At 71.6% G+C, this 20,295-nt stretch carries 20 protein-coding genes; 7 read left to right on the top strand and 13 right to left on the bottom strand.

The annotated features are described in order from the left end of the window. Positions 1-11 precede the first annotated feature (11 nt). The 9 genes from IO33_RS0121510 to IO33_RS0121470 form a co-directional block, all read right to left on the bottom strand. Positions 12-947 carry an RNA polymerase sigma-70 factor gene (locus tag IO33_RS0121510; RefSeq protein WP_390990920.1) on the bottom strand — a complete coding sequence of 312 codons (936 nt, stop codon included), beginning with the start codon at positions 945-947 and terminating at the stop codon, positions 12-14. Beyond that, a complete protein-coding gene (locus tag IO33_RS0121505; protein ID WP_209438890.1) occupies positions 944-1,882 on the bottom strand; it encodes an NAD-dependent epimerase/dehydratase family protein in 939 nt (312 codons plus the stop codon). The genes IO33_RS0121510 and IO33_RS0121505 overlap by 4 nt, the downstream gene beginning before the upstream one ends. An 88-nt stretch (positions 1,883-1,970) precedes the next feature. Next, a complete protein-coding gene (locus IO33_RS0121500; protein ID WP_031167415.1) occupies positions 1,971-2,243 on the bottom strand; it encodes a DUF397 domain-containing protein in 273 nt (90 codons plus the stop codon). After that, complete coding sequence (locus tag IO33_RS0121495) at positions 2,215-3,063, bottom strand: helix-turn-helix domain-containing protein (RefSeq protein ID WP_037685759.1); 849 nt, start codon at positions 3,061-3,063, stop codon at positions 2,215-2,217. Before IO33_RS0121495 ends, IO33_RS0121500 begins: the two co-directional genes overlap by 29 nt. 142 nt (positions 3,064-3,205) lie before the next feature. Beyond that, positions 3,206-4,165 carry an inositol monophosphatase family protein gene (locus IO33_RS0121490; protein ID WP_063765771.1) on the bottom strand — a complete coding sequence of 320 codons (960 nt, stop codon included), beginning with the start codon at positions 4,163-4,165 and terminating at the stop codon, positions 3,206-3,208. Then, positions 4,149-4,805, bottom strand: a complete 657-nt coding sequence (locus IO33_RS0121485) for a hypothetical protein (RefSeq protein WP_031167409.1) — start codon at positions 4,803-4,805, stop codon at positions 4,149-4,151. The genes IO33_RS0121490 and IO33_RS0121485 overlap by 17 nt, the downstream gene beginning before the upstream one ends. A gap of 31 nt (positions 4,806-4,836) precedes the next feature. Beyond that, on the bottom strand, positions 4,837-5,787 hold the full coding sequence (locus tag IO33_RS0121480) for a hypothetical protein (protein WP_245235845.1): 951 nt from the start codon (positions 5,785-5,787) through the stop codon (positions 4,837-4,839). Between the two features lie 133 nt (positions 5,788-5,920). After that, positions 5,921-7,084: an ABC transporter substrate-binding protein gene (locus IO33_RS0121475; RefSeq protein WP_209438891.1), complete on the bottom strand. Its 1,164-nt coding sequence runs from the start codon at positions 7,082-7,084 to the stop codon at positions 5,921-5,923. Positions 7,085-7,206: 122 nt separating this feature from the next. Then, positions 7,207-8,055 carry a helix-turn-helix transcriptional regulator gene (locus IO33_RS0121470; RefSeq protein WP_051926881.1) on the bottom strand — a complete coding sequence of 283 codons (849 nt, stop codon included), beginning with the start codon at positions 8,053-8,055 and terminating at the stop codon, positions 7,207-7,209. A gap of 141 nt (positions 8,056-8,196) precedes the next feature. Here IO33_RS0121470 and IO33_RS0121465 point away from each other — a divergent pair, with 141 nt between their 5' ends. Beyond that, complete coding sequence (locus tag IO33_RS0121465) at positions 8,197-9,201, top strand: aldo/keto reductase (RefSeq protein ID WP_031167400.1); 1,005 nt, start codon at positions 8,197-8,199, stop codon at positions 9,199-9,201. Positions 9,202-9,267: 66 nt separating this feature from the next. Here IO33_RS0121465 and IO33_RS0121460 read toward each other — a convergent pair whose 3' ends face one another. After that, entirely contained in the window at positions 9,268-10,704 is a 1,437-nt protein-coding gene (locus IO33_RS0121460) for a gamma-aminobutyraldehyde dehydrogenase (RefSeq protein WP_031167398.1), read from the bottom strand. A 205-nt stretch (positions 10,705-10,909) separates the two neighbouring features. Between IO33_RS0121460 and IO33_RS0121455 the strand changes: the two genes are divergently transcribed. The 6 genes from IO33_RS0121455 (at position 10,910) to IO33_RS0121430 (ending at position 16,651) form a co-directional block, all read left to right on the top strand. Next, positions 10,910-11,431, top strand: coding sequence for an Lrp/AsnC family transcriptional regulator (locus tag IO33_RS0121455; protein WP_031167396.1), 522 nt, complete (start codon positions 10,910-10,912; stop codon positions 11,429-11,431). A 19-nt stretch (positions 11,432-11,450) separates the two neighbouring features. Continuing rightward, the gene (locus tag IO33_RS0121450) at positions 11,451-12,815 is read left to right on the top strand and encodes an aspartate aminotransferase family protein (protein ID WP_031167394.1); all 1,365 of its coding nucleotides are present in this window, start codon (positions 11,451-11,453) and stop codon (positions 12,813-12,815) included. 210 nt (positions 12,816-13,025) lie between these two features. Beyond that, on the top strand, positions 13,026-13,766 hold the full coding sequence (locus IO33_RS0121445) for an ABC transporter ATP-binding protein (RefSeq protein WP_031167392.1): 741 nt from the start codon (positions 13,026-13,028) through the stop codon (positions 13,764-13,766). Further along, the gene (locus IO33_RS0121440) at positions 13,748-15,175 is read left to right on the top strand and encodes a hypothetical protein (protein ID WP_031167389.1); all 1,428 of its coding nucleotides are present in this window, start codon (positions 13,748-13,750) and stop codon (positions 15,173-15,175) included. The genes IO33_RS0121445 and IO33_RS0121440 overlap by 19 nt, the downstream gene beginning before the upstream one ends. A gap of 108 nt (positions 15,176-15,283) precedes the next feature. Next, a complete protein-coding gene (locus tag IO33_RS0121435) occupies positions 15,284-15,691 on the top strand; it encodes a VOC family protein (protein WP_031167387.1) in 408 nt (135 codons plus the stop codon). Between the two features lie 261 nt (positions 15,692-15,952). Continuing rightward, positions 15,953-16,651, top strand: coding sequence for an LAETG motif-containing sortase-dependent surface protein (locus IO33_RS0121430; protein WP_031167385.1), 699 nt, complete (start codon positions 15,953-15,955; stop codon positions 16,649-16,651). 131 nt (positions 16,652-16,782) lie between these two features. Here the strand turns inward: IO33_RS0121430 and IO33_RS0121425 are convergent, their stop codons facing one another. Genes IO33_RS0121425 through IO33_RS0121415 form a run of 3 tightly spaced genes read right to left on the bottom strand, consistent with a single transcriptional unit; the run spans position 16,783 to position 20,257 of the window. Further along, a complete protein-coding gene (locus IO33_RS0121425) occupies positions 16,783-17,580 on the bottom strand; it encodes a maleylpyruvate isomerase family mycothiol-dependent enzyme (protein WP_031167381.1) in 798 nt (265 codons plus the stop codon). Between the two features lie 26 nt (positions 17,581-17,606). After that, the gene (locus IO33_RS0121420; protein ID WP_031167379.1) at positions 17,607-18,626 is read right to left on the bottom strand and encodes an ABC transporter ATP-binding protein; all 1,020 of its coding nucleotides are present in this window, start codon (positions 18,624-18,626) and stop codon (positions 17,607-17,609) included. 29 nt (positions 18,627-18,655) lie between these two features. Continuing rightward, entirely contained in the window at positions 18,656-20,257 is a 1,602-nt protein-coding gene (locus IO33_RS0121415) for an ABC transporter permease (RefSeq protein WP_031167376.1), read from the bottom strand. Positions 20,258-20,295 lie beyond the last annotated feature (38 nt).

Genomic DNA, 20,295 nt, shown 5'->3' with positions numbered 1-20,295 from the left:
TGTTCTTCCGGTCAGTTCGCGTGCCGGCGGGCCCGCTGCGTTTCGCGCAGGACCGCCCAGGCATCCGCCACGGGGCCCACATGCCCGAGCTTGTCGGGGTTGCTCACCGTGCGGATCGCCTGGATCCGCCCGTCGAGGATGTCGAGCGTCCAGGTGTTCATGACCTTGCCGTCCGGATCGCGGAAGATCGCGCCCGGCTGGCCGTTGACCTGATGCGGTTCGACGACGCCACCGATGCGGACGAACGGCGGCAGGAGCGCGGCGAGCACCCGCGACACCTCGCCGGCGCCGAAGAAGCCCCTGGCCCACTGCGGGGCCTTGCCGCCGCTGTCCGCGACCAGCTGCACATCGGCGGCGAGCAGCTCCCGCAGCCCGTCGACGTGCCCCTCGGAGAGGGCCCCGAAGAACCGCGCCGCGAGTTCCTCGCGCTCGCGGCGGTCGGCCTCGAACCGGCGCCGCCCCTCGCTCATGTGACGGCGTGCCCGTACCACCAGCTGACGGCAGGCCGCCTCCGAGCGGTTCACCGCCGAGGCGATCTCCGGGAAGCCGAAACCGAACACCTCCCGCAGCACGAACGCCGCGCGTTCGAGCGGGGTGAGCCGTTCGAGCAGCAGCAGTGCGGCCATCGACACCGAGTCGGCCAGCTCGGCCGAGCGCTCGGGGTCCTGATAGGGGTCGGCCAGCAGCGGCTCGGGGAACCACGGCCCGACGTACTCCTCGCGCCGCACCCGGGCCGAGCGCAGCACGTTGATCGAGACGCGGGTGACCACGGCGGACAGGAACGCCTTGGCCGAAGCGGGAGACGTCGGGGACGCCTCGTAACGCAGCCAGGTCTCCTGAACGGCGTCCTCGGCCTCCGTCACGCTGCCCAGGATCCGGTACGCGATCGAGAACAGCAGCGGCCGCAGCTCCTCGAACTCCGCCGTCTTCTCCACGCCCCGGCTCACGCCAGCTCCTCCTCGAACCCCCGCCGCCAGGACGGATAGCGCAACTGCCAGCCGAGTTCCCGCTTGGCCTTGGCGTTGGAGAAGCCGCGCCCCTCGGTCATCATCACCACCGCCTGGTCCCCGGCCAGCAGCCGGGCCAGCCACACCGGGACCCGCATCGGGCGCTTGGCGCCCGCGCAGGCCGCCAGATGGGGCAGCCACTCGCTCGCCGGAGCCGGCTCGTCGTCCACGACGTTGAACACGCCCCGCGCCTTCTGCTCCACGGCCAGGACGGTCGCGGCGGCCGCGTCGTCGAGGTGCACCCACGAGCTGTGGCCGGTGCCACGCCCGACCAGCGGGTACTGCCGCTTGCGCACCAGCTCGACCTGGTCGTCGATGGCGCCCGGACCGTAGAACGCGCCGTACCTGAGGACCGCCCCGCCGGCCTTGAGGACCACCTCCTCGGCATGGAGCAGCGCCTTCAGGCCCACATGCGCCGCCGTCCCCTCCAGCAGGTCCAGCGGATCCCGTTCGGTCTTCACCCAGCCGCCCTCGCGGATGCCGTTCCAGGAGGCATAGCCCTGGGAGACGACATGGGACACACCGGTCGCCTGCGCCGCCGCCAGCAGGTGGTCCGTCCCCTCGGTACGCAGCCGGTTGGTGAGGGCGAACCAACGGTCCGGATGCTTGATGTCGGGCTTGCCGGCGTGCGCCATGGAGATCGCGGTCATCTGGTGCACGATCACCTCGGGCCGGGCCTTGGCCACCGCCTCCCCCACGGACGCCGCGTCCAGCCCGTCCATCACCAGACCGTCCGCGCCCAGCTGCGCCAGCAGGCCCAGCTTGGCCGCGCTCGTGGTCGTAGCCGTCACCTGGTGGCCTCGGGCCAGCAGTTGCGGCACCAGCCGCCGCCCCAGAACCCCGGACCCCCCTGCCACGAACACCCGCATCCCCATCACCCTCCCGACGTAAGCGTCCTGCCTCGTCACCTGAGACAAGACAGCCCGGTCGTTTGTGACACGGGGTCTCGGGGAGGGCTGTTCCTCAGCGGCTGACAGCGCCCACGAACGCCACCCAGGCGGACGCCGAGAAGACGACGGCGGGACCGGAGGGGTTCTTGCTGTCACGGACGGGGATGTGGGTGGGGGCGGCGGAGTCGTTCACTTCGAGGCAGGAGCCGCCGCTGCCGCCGCTGTAGCTCGACTTGCGCCAAGCCGTGACTTCGAGGCAGTCACCGCCGCTGTCACCGCTGTGGCTCGACTTGCGCCAATGTGTCAGTACGGATGCGTCAGGGACGCTGGGCCCGTTCTGCTTCATGCTCGAAATCCTCCGCAACCGCCCTGATCAGGGCCAGGGACTGACGGTGCGACAAGGCGTCGCCCAGCGCATGATCGTAGGCGACCTGGCACTCGCGGACCACGGACGAAAGTTCCCAAATACGGCCCGACTTCAGACCCTCCGTGTAGGCGACGGGCGGAAGGTCCTCGAACCACATGAGCGAGACGAACCCCTCCAGCAGGGCGTGGTAGCCGACCGAGAAGGGCAGCACGTGCACGCGGATGCGGTGGCTCTCACCCAGGATCGCGATGTGCCGGAGCTGCTCGCACATCACCGCCGGGCCACCGATGGGGCGTCGTAGCACCGCCTCGTCGAGCAGCGCCCACACCTTCGGTGACTGGAAGTTGTCGAGGATGCGGCCACGCTCAAGGCGTGTGGTGAGCAGCTCGTCGCGTTCTTCCGGGCTCTTGGGCGAGGCGCCGGAGCTGAGCACTTCGAGCGCGTATGCCGGCGTCTGCAGGATGCCGGGCGCCAACTTGGGTGCGTATACCCGGATCTCGGTCGCCTGGCCCTCGAATTCCAGCGCACCCTTGAAGTGTTCCGCGACCTTCTTGCCATCCAGCGTCGGCAGGAACCGCTCGAAGAACCCGTCCGTACCCAGCACCTGGTCCAGGCGGCGCGCATCCTCCACGTCCGGCCGCCGTCGCCCCGCCTCGATGTGGGCGATGTGCGTGCGGGACATCACGACACGTTGGCTCAGTTCCTCCTGTGTGAGACCCGCGGCCTCCCTGCGCCGCCTGAGTTCCTCCCCCGTACCGCACCCGGGAGATCGGGTTGTCCTCGATGGCCACGCCTTCAACTCCCCCTGTTGCGCACTGCGTTGTCACGCTCGGTCATCTTCCGAAGGTACCCCCGCCCACATCACTCTGTGCATGGATCGCCACGGAAAGTGAAAGGTGCGGGCATGCAGGACAAAGAAGACGGGTTCGTCGACGTGTACCTCACACTGAGGGTGTCCCGGGACGGGGGCCGGACGTGGGGGCCCACGACGACGTACCGGCCGCCGAAGAACGCGGCGCCGCTGGACCTGTCGGGGCGGTTCCCGCCGTGTGAGTGCGCGCGGTGCCGGGAGAGAAAGGGCTGACGAGGTCGAGCAGGTGCGGCAGCATCTCGGGGCGGCCGGCGACGAAGGAGCGCCCGGTGTCGGGCCCGCCGAAGCCGCCGCCGAACTCGGCGCCGTCCAGGTGCCGCAGGGCGATCCCGGCCTCGCGGGCGAGCAGCGCGCCGGCGGGCAGGTCGATCGCCTCCGCGCGGTAGCCGACGAAGCCGTCGATGTCCCCGCGGGCCAGCATCGACCAGGCCACCAGGGGCGCCCAGAGCTGCAGCAGGCGCCGGGAGCGCAGTTCGAGGGTGTGCCTCAGGGCGCAGGCCACGGGGTCGTCGCGGGAGACGCCGTGGCCCTGGGTCCAGGCCAGCAGCGGTCCGGCCGAAGGCGGCAGGCGGACGTCCGCGGACGTGGCCAGCCGTCCGGCCGGGCCGTGCGCCCCACCGCCCCGCAGGGCGGACCAGGTACGGCCGGTCATCGGATCGTGGACGACTCCCACGACGGGCGTGTCGTCGACACACAGCGCGATGCCGACGACGTAGACCGCCAGCCCGATGACCACGTTGTTGCTGCCGTCGAGCGGGTCGATCAGCCAGGTACGGCCGCCACCGTCGCCCATGAGTTCACCGGACTCCTCGGCGAGGATGCGGTCGTGCGGGTAGCGGGCGCGGATCCGGTCGACCACGAGCTGCTCGGCGGCCACGTCCAGGTCGGTGACGACGTCCCCGAGTTCGCCCTTCTGCCGCGCGGCGAAGCCGTCGGGGAAACGGGACCGCAACAGCGTCCCGGCCTCCTCGGCGGCGGTCACCGCCGTGCGGTGCTCGCCGGTGTAGCCGGGGTCACGGTTCGGGCTCATGGATCCTCCTGAGGGCGGCCCGAGCGATCCGGGCGGTCTGGGTCGCGTCGCACGTGCTGCGGACCACGCGGTGCCCCGGTGCGGACAGCGGGCCCAGCGAGAGGTCCACCCGGCCGGGCAGGGTCCGCCCCAGCACCAGGGTGGCGGTGGGGTGGTCGTCGGGCACCACGGTGGTGTGGAATTCACCCGCCGGGAGGGCGTAGGTCTGGCCGGGCCCGCTGGTGTGTTCGATTCCGGACCGGCAGCGCACCAGGCGTCCGGTGGGGCGCAGTTCGTCGACGCCCGAGGGGTCGCTGAGCACTTCGAAGACACGGTGGGTGGGTTCGCCGCCGTCGTCCTCGATGTGCACGCGCCGGTTGCCCAGCCGCCCGTACAGCACGGTGCTGGTCAGGTCCCAGCTGTGGCAGTGCACCTGGGCGGCGGTCCGGTCGGGCTCCGCCTCCGGGGTGCTGAAGACGTGGACGCAGACGCCGTCGGCGCCGTCGCGCAGGACGGGGAGACAGACGAAGCCCAGGGGATGGCGCACCGCGCGCAGGGCGCGGCGGCCCGAGGCGATCCCGTCCAGTTCCGCTGTGGCGTGTCGTATCAGCTCGGCGGTGGCGTGCCGCCGGGCGGCCCGTTCCAGGGCCGGGTAGTCCATGTTCCTTCCCCCCTTGGCCGGAACACGACGCTCACCTGCGGTACGGGTTCTCCGCGCGCAGCGCCTTGTCGATGATGTCGCCGACGTCACGATCGGTGAAGCTCGACGGGAGTGGCAGGCCGAGCCGGTCGAGCAGGCGTCTGACCTCGTCGACGGTCGGCTCGTCGGAGAGGGGGACGGCCTCGCGCAGATCGAGCTTGACCGCCTGCTCGCGGCTCTGGTGCAGCTCGGTGACGTAGTAGTCGTAGAGCGGCCGGTCCCGGTCCACGGACAGGCTGACGCGGCTCGGGTCGTCCTGGGTGATGATCAGGCAGGTGTCCGAGAGGTCGAAGCGCAGGGCCGGTGCCACGGAGGACAGGTGGACGTCGATCTCCAGGGTGTCCAGCCGCTGCCGGTGCCAGCCGGCCGCGACGACGGTGGCGTACGCCTCCTTGCGGGTGCGCTCGACGGTCCACTCGCCGAAGCCGCCGCCGAACGTGCTCCTGAACCGCGCGTACGCGGTGCACACCTGGTCGTCGGCGGGGTTGATGATGTCGATCTTCATGCTGAGGGAACGCCGCTGCCGTTGCGCCTCCAGCACGCACTCGGGCAGCGTGACGGCGCGCAGGTAGGTGCCGGTGCCGCCCTTGAACACCCAGCGGGTGGTGGCGCGCCGGGCCCGTTCGTGTGCGAGCGCGACCTCGGCGCCGGACAGGGTGCGCACCATCGCCAGGTCCTCGATGGCCCGGCTGGTCCCGGCGGTCGCGGCCCGGATGTCGCTCACCCGGCGGCGGCGCTCGGTGAGCCCCCCGTACACCAGCGCCGCGAGGACGAGCAGGGTGGCGCCGGAGACGATGTTGTCGGACATGTTCTGGTTGAGGACGTCCATGAGCCCGACGGCCAGGGCGACGCCGATGGCGACGATCCCGTCCGCGTTGCGGACCGCCCAGGCGATCGCGTCCTCCAGCCGGCGCCCGGCACCCTGTGGCGTACTGCGCGTCACGTCCACCCTCCCCCGACGGTGGCTTCCATCGTAGGAGCAAGGACACGCCGTCAGCCATGCGTCAATCAGCCGTCGGCGGCGGGGCGTTCGGCGGAGGTCGCGGTGCCGGTCGCGGGGGACGTCCCGCCGTGCCCTACAGGCCCACGATCGTGTTCCACCGTTTCGCGTACTCCACACGTTCCGTGGAGGTGATGTCCCGGGCGATGGCGAGGCGGGACCGCATGCCGGTGTCCGGGAAGATCAGCGGGTTGTCGGCGAGGGCGGCGGTGTCCTTGTCCTTCGACGCCGCCAGGACCTCCTTGGCGGCCGGCACCGGGCAGACGTAGTTGACCCAGGCGGCCAGCTTCGCGGCGACGGCGGGGTCGTAGTAGTAGTCGACCAGCCGCTCCGCGTTGGCCTTGTGGCGGGCCCGGTTGGGGATCATCAGGGAGTCCGACCACAGCTCGGCGCCCTCCTCGGGCACGACGAAGTGGATGTCGGGGTTGTCCGCCTGCAGCTGGATGACGTCGCCGGAGTACGCCTGACAGGCCAGCACGTCCCCGCTGACCAGGTCTTTTGTGTAGTCGTTGCCGGTGAAGCGGCGTATCTGGCCGCGGTGGACCTCCCGCTCCACCTGGTCGCAGACGCGGTGGAAGTCGTCCGCCGTCCACCTCCTGATGTCCACGCCGTTGCCCTGCATGAGGAGCGCGAACGACTCGTCCAGGCCGGACAGGAGGGTCACCCGGCCCTTGAGGTCGCTCGCCCAGAGGTCCTTGACGTGCCGGATCTCGCGGCCGAGCTTCCTGCGGTTGTAGGCGATGCCGGTGATGCCCGACTGCCACGGCACGGTGAACCTGCGGCCCTTGTCGAAGGCGGGCGTACGCAGCAGCGGGTCCAGGTACTTCGCCACGTTCGGCTGGCGGGCGCGGTCCATCTCCTCGACCCAGCCCAGCCGGACGAACCGGGCGCACATCCAGTCGCTGATGACGATCAGGTCGCGGCCGGTGGACTGGTGGTTCATCAGGGCGGGGCTGATCTTGCCGAAGAACTCGTCGTTGTCGTTGATCTCCTCGACGTAGTCCACCCGGATCCCGGTGCGCTTCCCGAACGCCTCCAGGGTGGGGCGCCGGTTGGGGTTGTCGTCGTCGGTGTCGATGTACAGCGGCCAGTTCGCCCAGGTCAGCTTCCTGTCGGCCGTGGACTCGTCGGTTACGGCCCGGTCGCCGGGCGCGACATAGGCGGCGGGCACCCCGCAGCCGGCCAGGGCACCGAGCGCGGCGGTGCCGCCGAGTGCGCGCAGGAGGGAGCGGCGGGGCATCACGGACGTACGCGAGGAAGTCTGGGGCACTCCGGAAGGATGCCGTCTGGCGCGTTCCACGGACAATCGACGCTGCGTCGAGCGCGGCCCCCTCTCCCCGACACCTTGTCGATCAGCGCCGTTCACGCACCGTCCGCGCCCCAGCTGCCGACCAGCCCCAGGGCCTCGGCCGCCTCGGTGTCCGGCGCCGGAAGATAGCTGACCAGGAGCTGGCCGGGTTCGTTCGTGTGCAGCACCTCGAAGTCCAGGGTGAGCGGGCCGACCAGCGGGTGGTGCAGGGTGTAGCGGCCGGGGCCCTTGTCCGCCACGTCCTGCCTTGCCCACAGCGCGGCGAACTCCTCGCTCCGCATGGCGAGCCGTCCGATGAGGGAGGCCAGCGCCGGGTCGTCGGGGTAACGGCCCACGCTCACCCGCAGAAAGGCCACGGTCGACTCGGCCTTCGGGCGCCAGCTGTCCGCGAACAGCTCGCGGTAGCGGGCGTCGAGGAAGACCAGGTGCGCGAACGTCCGCCGCTCGCACGGCACTTCACCGAAGTCGCCGAAGACGGCGGCGGCGAGCGGGTTCCAGGCGAGCACCTGGGTGAGGTGACCGCAGACGTAGGCGGGGCCGGGCTGGGCGTCGATCAGCCGGCGCAGGGAGGGCCGTACGGTCTCGGTGGCCGGTGTCGCGTCCGGCAGGGCGCGGTCCGGGCGGGCCAGGTTGCGCAGGTGTGCCCGCTCGGCCGGAGCCAGGCGCAGCGCCCGGCCGACGGCCTCCAGCACCGCGTCCGAGACATGCGGGTTGCGACCCTGCTCCAGGCGTACGTAGTACTCGACGCTCACCCCGGCCAGCTGCGCCAGCTCCTCGCGCCGCAGCCCGGGCACGCGCCGGGGCCCGTGCGCCGTCAGCCCCACGTCGGCCGGGGTGAGCCGGGCCCGCCGGGACCGGAGGAACTGGCTGAGTTCGCTGCGTCGTTCGCCGGGAGTCGTCATGCCCACGAGTATCCGGGACCTGCGCCGAACAAGGGTGGCCAAGTCTTTCCCCCCTATAAAACGGGCCTGTTGAGGGCGGTTGCGCAGGGCGCAGAGTCGTGGACGTCAGGGAAACGACGAGTGCGACAAGGACGTACGACGATGACTCTCCCCCTCCGCCCCCTCGGCACTTCCGGCCTCGACATCTCCGTGATCGGGCTGGGCGCCTGGTCGTTCGGCGGCGACGGCTGGCGCTTCACGTGGGGCGCGCAGGACGACCGGCGGTCGATCGAGACCGTGCACCGGGCGGTCGAACTGGGCGTCAACTGGATCGACACCGCCGCCGTGTACGGGCTCGGCCACTCCGAGGAGGTGGTCGGCAAGGCGCTGGCCGAGCTGCCGCACGCCGACCGCCCGTATGTGTTCACGAAGGCGGGCCTGGTGTGGGACCCGGAGAACCCGGCTGCGGCACCCCGGCGGATCATGCGGCCCGACAGCGTACGGCGGGAGGTCGAGGACTCGCTGCGCCGGCTCGGCGTGGAGGCGATCGACCTGTACCAGGTGCACTGGCCGGACACCGGCGCGTCCCTGAACTGGGACGGCACGGAGCCCCCCGAGGACGCGCGGGCCACCCCGCTGGAGGAGTACTGGCAGCTGATGGCCGACCTGAAGGCGGAGGGCAAGGTGCGGGCGATCGGGCTCTCCAACCACTCGCCCGAACAGCTGGCGGCCGCGCACCGCATCGCCCCGGTCGACGCGATCCAGCCCCCGCTGTCCCTCCTCAACCGCGCCGCCGAGCCGGAGATCGACTGGGCCGCCGACCACGGCACCGGCGTGATCCCCTACCAGCCGCTCCACTCGGGCCTGCTCAGCGGGACCTTCACCCGCGAGCGGCTGGCCCGCCTGCACCCGTCCGACTGGCGCCGCACCCACCCCGACTTCACGACGCACCTGGACACCCACCTGCGTACGGTGGACCGGCTCCGGACGGTCGCGCGGGCGCACGGGACGACGGTGAGCGCGGTGGCGATCGCCTGGGTGCTGGCCCGGCGGGGCGTCACCGGGGCGATCGCGGGAGCGCGCAGTCCGGAGCAGACCGCGGACTGGGCGCGGGCGGCCACCCTCCGGCTCACCGAGGAGGAGCTGGGGTTCGTGACGGGGGAATGAGACAGCGCGGCCCGGACGGGGAGGTGAACCCGTCCGAGGCCGCGCCGCACGGTGCCGGTGAGAACGTCAGTCCAGCGACGTCATCACGTGCTTGATCCGCGTGTAGTCCTCGAAGCCGTACGCCGACAGGTCCTTGCCGTAGCCGGACTTCTTGAAGCCGCCGTGGGGCATCTCGGCGACCAGCGGGATGTGGGTGTTGATCCACACGCAGCCGAAGTCGAGCTTCTTGGACATGCGCATCGCGCGGGCGTGGTCCTTGGTCCACACCGAGGAGGCGAGGGCGTACTCGACGCCGTTGGCCCACTGGACGGCCTGGTCCTCGTCGGCGAAGGACTGCACGGTGATGACCGGGCCGAAGACCTCGTTCTGGACGATCTCGTCGTCCTGCTTCAGGCCGGAGACGACGGTCGGGGCGTAGAAGTAGCCCTTGTCGCCGACCTGCTGGCCGCCCGCCTCGACCTTGGCGTGGGCCGGCAGGCGGTCGATGAAGCCGGCGACCTGCTTGAGCTGGTTCGGGTTGTTCAGCGGGCCGAAGAGCACGTCCTCGTCGTCCGGCTGGCCGGTCTTGGTCTCGGACGCCGCCTTGGCGAGCGCGGCCACGAACTCGTCGTGGATGGACTCCTGGACGAGGACGCGGGTCGCGGCCGTACAGTCCTGGCCGGCGTTGAAGAAGCCCGCGACGGAGATGTCCTCGACGGCCTTGGCGATGTCGGTGTCCTCGAAGACGACGACCGGGGCCTTGCCGCCCAGCTCCAGGTGGACCCGCTTGAGGTCCTTGGAGGCGGACTCGGCGACGGACATGCCCGCGCGGACCGAGCCGGTGATGGAGGCCATGGCCGGGGTGTCGTGCTCGACCATCAGGCGGCCGGTGTCCCGGTCGCCGCAGATGACGTTGAAGACGCCCTGGGGCAGGATCGAGCCGATGATGTCGGCGATCAGGACCGTGGAGGCGGGGGTGGTGTCCGACGGCTTCAGGACGACCGTGTTGCCCGCGGCGATCGCCGGGGCGAACTTCCACACCGCCATCATCATCGGGTAGTTCCAGGGGGCGACCTGGGCGCAGACGCCGACCGGCTCACGGCGGATGATCGAGGTCATCCCCTCCATGTACTCACCGGCCGAGCGGCCCTCCAGCAGTCGCGCCGCACCCGCGAAGAAGCGGATCTGGTCGACCATCGGCGGGATCTCCTCGGAGCGGGTGAGCCCGGTGGGCTTGCCCGTGTTCTCCACCTCGGCCGCGATCAGCTCCTCGGCACGCTCCTCGAACGCGTCCGCGATCTTGAGAAGGGCCTTCTGACGCTCGGCGGGGGTGGTGTCGCGCCAGGCCGGGAAGGCGCGGGCGGCGGCCTCCATGGCGGCGTCCACGTCCGCCTTGCCGGACAGCGGCGCGGTGGCGTACGCCTCGCCCGTCGCGGGGTTGACCACCTCGGTGGTCCGTCCGTCGGCGGCGTCCCGGAACTCACCGTCGATGTAGTTGCGCAGACGACGCAGCTCGGTGCTCACTGCCGGCCTCCTGATCTGGTTCGAGGGTTCGAGCTGTCCAGCACGGCCAGCCTGCTCGGCTGTCCGATCGCTGAGACACCCCACCCTAATCGGCACACCGACGTTTTCAACACCCCCACCCCAAGCACTTCTGCGAAATCCGCAAGACGACGAGCCTCAGACAACGAATTTCATCGCTTGAGGGTTGCGAAACTGTCGAGACGTCGTGCACAGTGAGGTCGTGGCCAGTCGAAGCGCAGACCAGAGGGACTCCACCCGCGAGTCCAGGAACGGCAACAGCCCCCAGCTGGACGCCGTCTCCCTCGCCATCATCCAGCAGCTCCAGGAGGACGGCCGCCGGCCGTACGCCGCGATCGGCAAGGCCGTCGGCCTGTCCGAGGCGGCCGTGCGGCAGCGCGTGCAGAAGCTGCTGGACCAGGGCGTGATGCAGATCGTCGCCGTCACGGACCCGCTCACCGTGGGCTTCCGCCGGCAGGCGATGGTCGGGATCAACGTCGAGGGCGATGTCGAGTCGATCGCGGACGCGCTGACCGGTATGTCGGAAGTCGAGTACGTGGTGATGACCGCGGGCTCGTTCGACATCCTCGCGGAGATCGTCTGCGAGGACGACGACCACCTGCTGGACGTCATCAACAAACGCATCCGGTCGCTGCCCGGCGTGCGCTCCACCGAAAGCTTCGTCTACCTGAAGCTGAAGAAGCAGACCTACATGTGGGGAACCCGATAACCGTGAGGACCCGATAACCGTGAGCAACAAGGACCTCAGCCGCACCGCGTACGACCACCTGTGGATGCACTTCACCCGCATGTCCTCGTACGAGAACTCCCCGGTCCCGACCATCGTCCGGGGTGAGGGCACCTACATCTACGACGACAAGGGCAAGCGCTACCTCGACGGTCTCGCGGGTCTGTTCGTGGTCCAGGCCGGTCACGGCCGCACGGAACTCGCCGAGGCCGCCTTCAAGCAGGCCCAGGAGCTGGCCTTCTTCCCGGTGTGGTCCTACGCCCACCCGAAGGCCGTCGAGCTGGCCGAGCGCCTCGCCGACCACGCGCCGGGCGACCTGAACAAGGTCTTCTTCACCACCGGTGGCGGCGAGGCCGTCGAGACCGCCTGGAAGCTCGCCAAGCAGTACTTCAAGCTGCAGGGCAAGCCGACCAAGTACAAGGTCATCTCCCGTGCCGTCGCCTACCACGGCACCCCCCAGGGCGCCCTGTCCATCACGGGTCTGCCCGCTCTGAAGGCCCCCTTCGAGCCGCTCGTGCCGGGCGCGCACAAGGTGCCGAACACCAACATCTACCGCGCCCCGATACACGGCGACGACCCCGAGGCCTTCGGCCGCTGGGCCGCCGACCAGATCGAGCAGCAGATCCTCTTCGAGGGCCCGGAGACGGTCGCCGCGGTCTTCCTGGAGCCGGTGCAGAACGCCGGCGGCTGCTTCCCGCCGCCGCCCGGCTACTTCCAGCGCGTGCGCGAGATCTGCGACCAGTACGACGTGCTGCTCGTGTCGGACGAGGTCATCTGCGCCTTCGGCCGCCTCGGCACCATGTTCGCCTGCGACAAGTTCGGCTACGTCCCGGACATGATCACCTGCGCCAAGGGCATGACCTCGGGCTACTCCCCGATCGGCGCGTGCATCGTCTCCGACCGCCTCGCCGAGCCGTTCTACAAGGGCGACAACACCTTCCTGCACGGCTACACCTTCGGCGGCCACCCGGTCTCCGCGGCCGTGGGTCTCGCCAACCTCGACCTGTTCGAGCGCGAGAACATCAACCAGCACGTGCTCGACAACGAGGGTGCCTTCCTGCAGACCCTGCAGAAGCTGCACGACCTGCCGATCGTCGGCGACGTCCGCGGCAACGGCTTCTTCTACGGCATCGAGCTGGTGAAGGACAAGAACACCAAGGAGTCCTTCAACGAGGAGGAGACCGAGCGCGTCCTGTACGGCTTCCTCTCCAAGGCGCTGTTCGACAACGGCCTGTACTGCCGTGCCGACGACCGCGGCGACCCGGTCATCCAGCTCGCCCCGCCGCTGATCTCCAACCAGGAGACCTTCGACGAGATCGAGCAGATCCTGCGCGCCACCCTCACGGAGGCGTGGACGAAGCTCTGAGCCTTCCCCGGAAGGCCCGATCATCCGACTGGCTGATCGGCACCCGGCCCCGGTGCCTCCGTTCGAGTGGGAACGGAGGCCCGGGGCCGCGCGCTGTCCGGGCTGCCGCAGGGGACCTGCCTAGCGTTCCAGTGACCGATCGGCCCACCCTTCGTTCCCCCGCACGGGGGACCAGGCAGGAAAAGCGGATCAGAACCGAGGTGGACGCGCATGGAGGCCCCGCCGGACAACGACGTGCTCTGGGCACGCTCGCTGCACTTCAGGCACCCCGACGGGTCGCCCGGACTCGCCGGGGTCGCGCTCGCCGTGCGCGACCGCGAGATCGTCGCCGTCACCGGTCCGCGCGGCAGCGGCAAGACCACCCTGCTGCGCTGCCTGTCCGGCCTGGTCCCGGTCCGGCACGGCGAGGTGTGGTTCAACAGCACGCCCCTGCACACACTCGGCCCGATGCGCCGCGAGCAGCTGCGCCGGGACCGCTTCAGCTGGATCGACCCCGCGCCCGCCCTGGTCCCCGAGCTGAACGCCTGGGAGAACGTCGCGCTGCCGCTGATGCTGCGCGGGGTCGGCCGGCGCAGGGCCAAGGTCGCCGCGCTGGAGTGGCTGGTCCGGCTCGACGTCGGCGACAAGTGCCGCAAGCGGCCGCACGCGCTGCAGCAGGCCGAGCGCCAGCGGGTCTCGATCGCCCGGGCACTGGCCACGGCCCCCACGATCCTCTTCGCCGACGAGCCGACGGCGCCGCTGCACCGCGCCGACCGCACCCAGGTCCTGCGCACCCTCACCTCGGCCGCCCGCTCGCACGGCATCACCGTGGTCCTCGCCACCCACGACCCCGAGACCGCCGCCCAGGCCGACCGCACCGTGCACCTGCTGGACGGCCGGAGCGTACGGACCCTGCACCTGCCGGACGTACCCGACACGGAAGGCCGGGTCGCGTGGTCGCTCTCCGTCTGACCCGCAGTGCGCGGCCCGCCGTCCAGCTGCGCCGTCTGCTGGTGGCCGCGGCCTCGGCGGGCACCGGCTTCCTGCTCCTGTCCTGCCTCGGCTACGCCCTGAACCACCCGGGGTCCGCGTCCGCCGCCGCGCTGCGCCTGGCCTGGTGCACGGTGCCGCTCGCCGCCACGGGGTATCTGGCGCTCGCCGTCGCCCGCACCGACCCGGGCGCCCGGCCGCGCCCCGGCCTGTCCGCCGTCGGCCTCGGCCCGGCCCGCCTGATGGCCGTCTCCGCGCTGACGACGGCCCTGTCCTGCTCCCTGGGCTCGCTGCTGGCCCTGCTCGTCTTCCTGCATCTGCGCGGCGACCTGACGGGCGTGCCGTTCGACGGTGCGGCGGCGGACGTCCTGGCAGCCGGGCAGCGCCTCCCCGGGCCCGCGACCCTGACCCTGCTGACCCTGCCCCCGGCCATCGCCTCGTCAGCGGTGGCCCTGGCCCTGCGTCCGAAGGACCCCGGCCCCGCCGCGCCGGCCCACCGCGCGTACGGCCGCTTCGGCGCCTTCGGCCACTCGGTGGCACGGGAGACGTTCGGCACGTGCGCAAGATTCGGAGCACGCCTCGCCCGCCGCCCCACACCGGCCGACGACCCCACGAGCCTCCGTCAGTCCGCGGGCAGTCCTGCCGCCGGGGCGGCACGGGTGGACGCGGACGGCACCCCGTCGGCGCCGGGCAGCGCGACCGACCCCCAGCCGCCGGGCACCCCGTCGGCGCCGGGCAGCGCGACCGACCCCACCCCACCACCCCCTGGCAGCGCCGGCACCCCCGCTCCGGACGCCGACTGGAGCGACCTCACCGCCAAGCCCCCCAGAGAGGCCCCCACCGGCCTCCCCTGGGGCATCGCCCTCCTCGCCAGCGGTCTGACGGCCCAGGCCTACGCCGGCCGCTCGTCCCTCGCCATCCTCACCGGCTGGCTCCTCACCACGAGCGGCCTCGTCCTCGCCGCCCCCGGTCTCACCCACGTGTGCGGCTGGCTCCTGCAGTCCACCCGCCCCGGCGCCCTCCGCCTCCTCGCCGGCCGCGTCCTCATGACGGAGGCCACCCGCATCGGCCGCCCCCTGGGCGTCGTCTGCGCGGTCGCGTCCGCCGGCTTCGCCATGACCACCCTGTACACCGGCTCGGCACCGGCGTTCGGCCCCCTGACCACCTTCGGCACGCTCCTCGTCGCCGGCTGCACCGTCGCCACCCTCGTCACCGCCGCGGTGGAGACCCGCCAGTGCCGGGCCGGCACGACCGCCGCGCTGCTCCGCCTCGGCGCCCCGGCCACGATGCTGCGCATGGCCGTGGCCATCCGCGCGGCGGCCCTGCTGGCGTTCTTCGGCCCGCTCACCCTCGGCGTCGCCGCCCTGGCCGCGCTCCCCGTGACCCGCTGAGCCACCCGCCGCAGAAAAATCTCCGGCGACCGATGAGTTCTCCCGGAGCCCTGGGTCTACCCCACCGAACACGCTGACTCCAGGACGCACCACGGAAGCGAGAACCTCATGTACCAGCAGATGATCTTCGTGAACCTGCCCGTGAACGACCTCGACGCCTCGAAGAAGTTCTTCACGGAGCTCGGCTACACGATCAACCCGCAGTTCAGCGACGAGAACGCCGCCTCCGTGGTGATCAGCGACACGATCGTCGCGATGCTCCTGACCAAGCCGTTCTACGCCACCTTCACCAAGAAGGAGATCGCCGACGCGACCACGACCAGCGAGGTGCTGGTCTGTCTGAGCGCCGAGAGCCGCGAGAAGGTCGACGAGCTGGTCGACCGGGCGATCGCGGCGGGCGGCACGGCCAGCGGGCGCACCCAGGACCACGGCTTCATGTACGGCCGCGCCTTCGACGACCTCGACGGCCACACCTGGGAGATCATGTGGATGGACCCGGCGGCGATCCAGAGCTGAACACCACGGACGCACAGGTGCGGACCGCCCAAGTCCCGTATCGCCCTCGGTGACCGGATCGAGCCGGCTTCGGACGCGATCAAACGTCGCGGCGGTTAATAAGCGGGTAAAGCCAACGGCCGTGAGTGGCATATGCGTTGACACTGCTTATGGAGCGCTTATAGACCTGTGAGCCTCCTGGGGGAGCTGGGGCCTCACCTCATCCGTTGCTCCAATTCCCCCTACAGCCCCCCGCAGTTGTGCACTCTGTAAAGGACAAACGTGTCCATAACTCGCCGCAGCGCACGCCGTTCCGTGCGCATCCTGGGTGTCGCCTCCGCCTCGGCCGCGGTGGTGCTGGGTCTGTCCAGCTCCGCCCTCGCCTGCAACATCCGTGACTTCAAGGCCGAAGCCAAGTGCGACGGCGACAAGGGCGTCATCGTCGTCACCGACACCGACGCCGCCGGCACCCCCGCCGTCATCTCCGTGTTCCTCAAGAGCAGCGGCGGCGTCGAGACCAAGGTGGGCCAGCAGGAGGTCAAGGGCTCGGCCCTGGGCACGCCGGTCAGCTTCCCGGAGGACTGGAAGCCGAGCGCGACGTACCGGGTCCACGTCAAGGCGGCCAACATCGTCGACGAGGACGTCCAGCCCGACCTGGTGACCGCGTCCACCGCCTGCAAGACCGAGAGCTCGACGCCGACGCCGCCGGCCTCCAAGACGCCGAAGCCGAAGCCGTCGAAGTCCGCCCCGGCCGAGCCGGCGACCCCGACCCCGACCCCGTCGGCCTCCGAGTCCAGCTCCGCCCCGGCGACCGTGCCGAGCAACGCGCCGTCCCCGGCGGTCGGTGAATCGAACCTCGCCGAGACCGGCGCCAGCTCCAACACCGGCCTGATCGCCGGGATCGCGGGCGCGCTGGTCGTCATCGGCGGCGGCGCGGTCTTCTTCGGCATGCGCCGTCGCGGAACGCGCGGCAACGGCTGACGCCTGACCCTCCGTACACCACCGCGGCCCGTCCTCCTATCCCCAGGGGACGGGCCGCGGTCGTCCGCCGGCGCGCCCGCCGGCCGCCGGCCGCCGGCCCGCCCGGCTCAGCCGAACGTGGCCCGCCCGGCTCAGCCGAAGGTGGCCCGCTCCAGCCAGAACTCCAGCACCTCGCGCTCGCCGAGGACTTCGAGGCCGGGGCTGTCCAGCGGCAGCCGGCGGTAGAAGGCCAGCAGCAGCGAGGTGAGCGGGCCGCGCAGGGCGACCGTGGCCTTCTCGTGGCCACGCCGCCAGACGACACCCTCCTCGCCCAGCTCGATCAGCCACTCGGCGTGCAGCGCCGGGTCGGCGTCGGTGGCGTGCAGGTGGATGCTGCTGCCCGGCCGGCGCAGGTCCTTCGCCGGGTCCCGCGGCAGGTTCCGCTGCGCCCACTCCACGATCTGAAGCCACTCGTCCACCGCGTCGGCGGCGATGTCGGGGGCGACCTCGTAGGGCAGTCCGGCGGCGAGTGCGGCGTCCGCGCGGTGGACGGTGATCTCGTGGACCATACGGCGGGCCCAGAAGCCGGAGTTCATCGTTCCGGCCCATGCCCACACCGCGGTGTCCGGCCCCGCCTCCCGCAGCGCGCCGACGACCAGCTCGCCGGTCTCCGCGAGCCACTTGTCCAGGGCGCTCGCGTCACCCCGTTCCTCGGGCCCGCGGCCGAGCGGGACCTGCTCCGGCGGTACGTTCTCCTGCGCCCGGGTGCGCACGAGGGTGTCCACCCAGCGCAGCGCGCCACCCGTGTGCCGTACGAGGTGCTCCAGCGACCACTCCGGGCAGGTCGGCACGGTCGCTGACAGGTCGCAGCCGGAGGTCACCACGGCCCTCAACTGCTCGACCTGACGGGCGATTTCATCACAGTAACGGTCATGGGCAAGCACAGTCATGCGCCTTACCCTAGAGCGTCCGATGATCAGTCGAGGACGACGATTTCGGCCGCGTCGAACTCCACGCCCACGCCGTCCCCGACCTCCGGCGCGTGTCGCAGCGCGCAGGCGGCCTCCAGACGCGGCCCGTCCCCGGGCTGCAGACGGACGGTCACATGGGTGCCCTTGAAGGTGCGGGCGGTCACCGTGCAGGGCAGGCCCGCGTCGGCGGCCACGAGCCGTACCCCGGCGGGCCGGACCAGCAGGGTGCGGGCGCCCTGCGCGGACCCCTCGGGCACCGGCAGTTTGCCCCAGGGGCTGTCGGCGGCCGTGCCCGCGACGGTCGCCGGGACGACGTTGTCGAAGCCGAGGAAGCGGGCCACGAACGCGTCGGCGGGCCGCTGCCACACCTCAAGGGGCGTACCGGACTGGGCGATCCGCCCGTCCCGCATCACCACCACCCGGTCGGCCAGCGCGAACGCCTCGCCCTGGTCGTGGGTCACGGCGAGCACGGTGGTGCCCAGCCGGCCGAACAGCTCCCGCAGTTCGACCACCAGGCGTTCCCTGAGCGAGCGGTCGAGCTGGCCGAGCGGCTCGTCCAGCATCAGCAGCCGGGGCCGGGGCGCGAGCGCCCGGGCGAGCGCGACACGCTGCTGCTCGCCGCCGGACAGGGAGGCCACGGCCCGCCGGGCGGCCCCCGGCAGCCCGACCAGCTCCAGCAACTGCCCCACCTCGGCGTCCCGTTCACCCCTGGCCACGCCGTGCATCCGCAGCCCGAAGGCCACGTTCGCGCCGACGTCCCGCTGCGGGAAGAGCTGGTGGTCCTGGAACATCAGGCCGATACCGCGCCGGTGCGCGGGCACGCCCGCCTGGTCGCGGCCGTCGAGCAGCACCCGTCCACCGGACAGGGGCTGCAGCCCGGCGACCGCCCGCAGCAGGGTCGACTTGCCGCTGCCGCTGGGCCCGAGCACGCACACCACCTCGTGCTCGGCGACGTCGAGTCCGACCGCGTCCAGCACGGCCCGCCCGCCGAAGCGCACGGTCGCGGCATCGAGGCTCAGCAGCATCCAGAGCTCCCCGGTCCGGCCTGCAGCATCTAGAACTCTCCCGTCCGGTCGGTGCGCAGCCGCTCCAGGATCAGCAGCGCGGCGGCGCACACCACCATCAGAATGGTCGAAAGGGCCATGGCCTGGCCGTAGTTGAGGTCCCCGGGGCGGCTGAGCAGCCGGGCCACGGCGACCGGGAGCGTCGGGTTGTCGGGCCGCGCGATGAACACGGTCGCCCCGAACTCGCCGAGCGAGACGGCGAACGCGAACCCGGCCGCGACCAGCAGCGCCCGCCGCACCATCGGCAGGTCCACCTCCCGCCACACCCGCCAGGGCGAGGCACCGAGCACGGCGGCGGCCTCCCGGAGGCGTGCGTCCACCGCGCGCAGCACCGGCAGCATGGTCCGTACGACGAAGGGGGCGCCGACCAGCGCCTGGGCGAGCGGCACCAGGATCCAGGACTGGCGCAGGTCCAGCGGCGGCTTGTCGAGGGCGATCAGGAAACCGAAGCCGACGGTCACCGCGGACACGCCGAGCGGCAGCATCAGCAGCGCGTCGAAGCCCCGCACCAGGCGGCCCGCGTCCCGGCGGGCCAGCGCGGCGGCGGCCAGGCCGCCGATCACGACGGCGAGGACGGTGGCGGCGACGGCGTACTGGAGCGAGGTCCACACCGCGTGCACGGGCGCCACCAGGAACGTACCACCGTCGGAGTTCGCGAGTGCGCGGTAGTAGCCGAAGCCGGGCGCGTCCAGGGAGCGGCGGACGAGGACGGCGAGCGGCAGGACCAGCAGGAGCGCGATCGTGGCGAGGACACCGGCGAGCAGGGCCCACTGCCCGGCGCCGCGCGGGCGGCGGGCGGTGGTCCCGGGGTCGACGAGCCGCAGGGCGGTCTCCCGGCGTCGTACCGTCCAGGCGTGCACGACGAGGATCGCGCCGACGGCGACGAACTGGACGAGGGTGAGGACGGCCGCCGTGGAGAGGTCGAAGACCTCGGAGGTCTGCCGGTAGATCTCCACTTCGAGGGTGGAGAAGGTGGGGCCGCCGAGGATCTGGACGACACCGAAGGAGGTGAAGGTGAACAGGAACACCATCAGCGCGGCGGCGGCCACGGCGGGGGCGAGGGCCGGGAGGGTGACCTTCCGCCAGGCGCGCAGCGGGGACGCGCCGAGCACGCGGGCCGCCTCCTCCTGCCGGGGGTCGAGCTGGGACCACAGCCCGCCGACGGTCCGTACGACGACCGCGTAGTTGAAGAAGACATGGGCCAGCAGGATCGCCCACACCGTGGTGTCCAGGCGTACGCCCCACAGCTGGTCGAGCAGTCCGCCGTGTCCGACGAGGGCGAGGAAGGCGCTGCCCGCGACGACGGTCGGCAGCACGAACGGCACGGTGACCACGGCCCGCAGCAGTCGCTTGCCCGGAAAGTCCAGGCGGGCGAAGAGATACGCGGCGGGCAGCGCGAGCAGCAGGGTGAGCGCGGTGGAGGCCAGCGCCTGCCAGGTGGTGAACCACAGCACGTGCCGGATGTCCGGCTGCGTGACCACGTCCCCGATCCGCCCGAACCGCCAGGTGCCGTCCGCCTTCAGTCCGCGCGCGACGATCGCGGCGACGGGCCAGGCGAAGAACACGGCGAAGAACGCGACGGGCAGGGCCATCAGGCCCAGCCGCGCCGCGCTCCCCCGCCGGGGCTTCG

The sequence above is a fragment of the Streptomyces durhamensis genome, from assembly GCF_000725475.1.
In the GTDB taxonomy this organism is placed as follows: domain Bacteria; phylum Actinomycetota; class Actinomycetes; order Streptomycetales; family Streptomycetaceae; genus Streptomyces; species Streptomyces filipinensis.
Note: the sequence above shows the minus strand (reverse complement) of the source record. Positions and strands in the feature narration are given on the sequence as shown.